Source organism: Luteococcus sp. (assembly GCF_043424415.1).
Lineage (GTDB): Bacteria > Actinomycetota > Actinomycetes > Propionibacteriales > Propionibacteriaceae > Luteococcus.
This window is the reverse complement of the sequence record NZ_JBHWOO010000026.1, coordinates 1-3508: the sequence shown is the minus strand read 5'-3', so window position 1 is coordinate 3508 and position 3508 is coordinate 1. Positions and strand designations below refer to the sequence as shown.

The window sequence follows — 3508 nt, the reverse complement described above, 5'->3', positions numbered from 1 at the left end:
CAGATCTACATCGACCGCTGGCACACCTCGATCTCCCGAGTTCCGTTCGTCATGATCGCGCTACTGTCCGGTGTTCTGTGGCTGTGGAACCACCGCCTGGTTGCCACCCACCACTCACCACGCCTACGGCTCGTACTGACCACGCTGCTCGTGCCCTTGACCTTGACCCTGGCCTGGGCCTGGATGTGGTTGCTGCCCTCGCTGGCGCTCAGCGCCCTCCTGTTGCTGCGAACCCGCTGGAAATGGGCCCTCTTCCTCGCAGTCACCACCCTCGCCTGGGTTATCAACACCATCGACAATCAACCGGTCATGGCCGTCATCCCTGCTGCGGTCGCCGCCGTGATGGCAGGCGTCTTGACCGCCTTCACCCGTATGCTGCTGGTGGTGCAGGAACTGGCTGCCACCCGGGAACAGGTGGCTCGGCTACGTGTCGACGAGGAACGCTCCCGAATCCAACGCGACCTGCACGACCTGCTGGGCCGCACTCTGGTGACGGTCTCGATGCGCACTCAGACCGCCCTTCGTCTGATCGACAAGGATCCGTCGGCGGCGCGTGTGCAGCTGGAGGAGACCGCGGCGCTGGTGACCTCGGGCCAGGCGCAGTTGCGTGAACTGGTGGCGGGGCGCTCGATCGTGGGGCTGGAGCAGGAGCTGATCAGCGCGCAGGAGCTGTGTGCCCGGTTGGGGGTGCGGCTCGACCTGCAGGTGGAGCCGATCGATGATCCGAGCACGGATGCGCTGGCTGCCCGGGTGTTGCGGGAGGCGATGACCAACATGCTGAAGCACTCGCGCCCGTCGGTGGCGGTGATCGCGATCGTGGACGAGGCCGGCTGCACGGTGGTGACGGTCGACAACGATGGCGCGGTGGGGTTGCCGCCGCAGACATCGCACGGCACGGGGCTGCGTGACCTGGAGAAGAGGGTGGAGGACCATCTGGGCGGGGTCCTGGTCAGCGGTCGCCTACCGGCGAGCAAGTTTCGGCTACAGGCACGGATCCCGCGCAGTGTGGCTGCGTCCCGGCAGTTGTCCGAGTCTGACGCCGATCTGCCTGGCTGAGAGGATAATGCTGTGACCACAAGGATTCTGATCGCCGAGGACGTCGACCTGATCGCAGAGGCCTTCATCGCTTTGCTGAACACTGAAGATGATTTCGAGGTGGTCAAGCGGGTCAGTCGGGGCGACGAGGTAGTCGCCGCGGTGGAGGAGTTTCGCCCCGATATCGCCTTGTTGGACGTGGCGATGCCGGGGTGCACCGGGATCGAGGCCACCGCCCAGGTGCGTGCCCGTGGCCTGGACTGCCGGATCCTGTTGTTGACTGCCCTGGAGGGTGCGGGACACCTGCAGCAGGCCTTGCAGGCGGGTGCCAACGGCTATCTGGTCAAGACCACCACGGCGGACCGTCTGATCGCCGGGATCCGGTCGGTGGTGGCCGGCGGCACGGTCATCGATCCACAACTCGCCGCGGACGCGTTGCGTCTGGGACCCAACCCACTTACGGCACGAGAACAGGAGTTGCTGCGGCTATTGGCGCAGGGCCTGTCGACTGATGAGGTCGCCGAGAAGCTGTTCTTGAGCCGCGGTACGGTACGCAACTACGTGTCGAACGTGCTGGAGAAGTTGGGCACCCATAGCCGGGGCGAGGCCGTCACACTGGCACGCGATCGGGGCTGGCTGTAGCCGCTGACAAGACCCTGGTCGATGAGGGGTGAGCCAGCCGAGGTGATGCGAGTCATCAAGGATCGGTGACAACTGTCATGATGCATTGGTGACGTGCACCAATGGTGCCGGAATCTTCCTGTGACTAGCGTTTTTGACATGATCCAGACACAGCATCTAACGAAGCGCTATGGTGCTTCGACCGTCGTGGACGACCTCAGCCTCGAGGTTCGTCCCGGCATCGTCACCGGCTTCCTCGGTCCCAATGGGGCCGGAAAGTCCACCACGATGCGCATGATCCTCGGCCTCGAGGATCCCACGAGCGGCACCGCCACGATCGGTGGCCAGCCCTACCGTCGCATTGCCCGCCCGCTGTTGACGGTGGGGGCGATGCTCGATGCGAGTTGGGTCAACCCGAAGAGGTCGGGACGTGACCACCTGCGCTGGATGGCAGCCAGCAACGGCATCGCCTCCGGCCGGGTCGACGAGGTCCTGGATGACGTCGGCCTGAGCGAGGCTGGCGGGAAGGCAGCCGGATCGTACTCGCTGGGCATGCGCCAGCGCCTCGGTCTGGCCGGAGCGATGCTCGGCCGGCCCGAGTACTACGTCTTCGACGAGCCGGTCAACGGCCTGGATCCCGAGGGCATCGTGTGGATCCGCCAGATCATGCGCCGACTGGCCTCGGAGGGCAACACGGTGCTGGTCTCCAGCCACCTGCTCAGCGAGATGGCGCTGACCGCCGACCACCTGCTGGTCATCGCCCGCGGCCGCCTGGTGGCAGACATGAGCGTGCCCGACTTCATCGCAGAGCACTCTGGCGGCTCGATCCGTGTCCGCACGAAGGACCTGGACGGGCTGGCCCGCGTGCTGCGCCTGCAGGGCGGCATTGTCGAGGTGGTCCCCCCAGACACCACGGTCGACTTCGGCAGCGCCGGACCGCGCCTGCAGGTCAGGGGACTGACGACCGAGCAGATCGGGGAGGCGGCCGCAGCGGCCGGTATCCCAGTCCACGAGATCAGCGAGGAGCACGCGTCACTGGAGGAGGCCTTCATGTCGATGACCCACGACGGAGTCGACCACCGGGCCAGTGCCGGTGCGCGGCGCGAAGAACTGGCGGTGGCGTGATGATCCAGGCATTGAACTCCGAACGCATCAAGTTCTTCAGCACCCGCGGCTGGCTGATCGGGCTGGCAAGCTTCATGGCCCTGGCCCTGCTGCTTCCGGTGGCCAACGCCATGTCGGCCACGCAGCCTCTTCAGACACAGGGTGCCTATGCCGGGATCCTCGGCTTCGCGATGATGGCGGCCATGGTGGTCGCAGCCGCGCAGGTCACCCAGGAGTACCGCTTCCGGATGATCCAGCTCACCCACCAGGCCGCGCCACAGCGCTGGCAGCCCCTGTTGGCCAAGGCGGCCATCGGGGCCCTGTTCGGGGCGGTGCTGTCAGTCATCATGTCGGTCGTGGTCGCCCTCACCGCCAATGCGCTGGTCGAGCCCGAACTCCGTGCGGTCTTCGAGCTGGCCGCCCAGGCCTCCACGATCGCCACCACGGCCCTGACGGTGGCCATCATGTGCGTCTTCGCGGTCGGGCTCGGCGCCCTGGTGCGCAGCACACCGGCCGCAGTGGCGCTGATCGTGCTGTGGCAGACCCCGATCGAGCTGGTGCTCGGCATGCTGCCCGGCATCGGTAAGCACCTGCACCCCTACCTGCTGTTCAACAACACCATGCAGGCAGCACTGGGCACCACCCCACCGCAGGTGCACCTTGAATGGGGACAGGCCGGAGCCCTGGGCTACCTGGCCACCATCGCCCTGGTCACCCTCTGCCTGGGATGGATGCGCAGCCGCCAACC

General features: G+C 66.4%; 4 protein-coding genes. All 4 read left to right on the top strand.

All coding sequences use genetic code 11. The features are described from left to right. Positions 1-1056 (top strand): sensor histidine kinase (locus tag ACHFFZ_RS01360; RefSeq protein WP_394274873.1); only part of this gene is annotated, 1056 nt, incomplete at its 5' end. Positions 1057-1068: 12 nt separating this feature from the next. Then, a complete protein-coding gene (locus ACHFFZ_RS01355; RefSeq protein ID WP_394274872.1) occupies positions 1069-1677 on the top strand; it encodes a response regulator in 609 nt (202 codons plus the stop codon). Between the two features lie 138 nt (positions 1678-1815). After that, positions 1816-2781: an ATP-binding cassette domain-containing protein gene (locus tag ACHFFZ_RS01350; RefSeq protein WP_394274871.1), complete on the top strand. Its 966-nt coding sequence runs from the start codon at positions 1816-1818 to the stop codon at positions 2779-2781. Then, the coding region (locus tag ACHFFZ_RS01345) for a hypothetical protein (RefSeq protein ID WP_394274870.1) at positions 2781-3508 on the top strand (728 nt) is incomplete at its 3' end. The genes ACHFFZ_RS01350 and ACHFFZ_RS01345, both read left to right, overlap by 1 nt.

What these genes read in the sequence shown, in the direction of transcription:
- ACHFFZ_RS01350 (WP_394274871.1), top strand. Translation starts at nt 1,816, where the DNA reads ATGATCCAGACACAGCATCTAACGAAGCGCTATGGTGCTTCGACCGTC.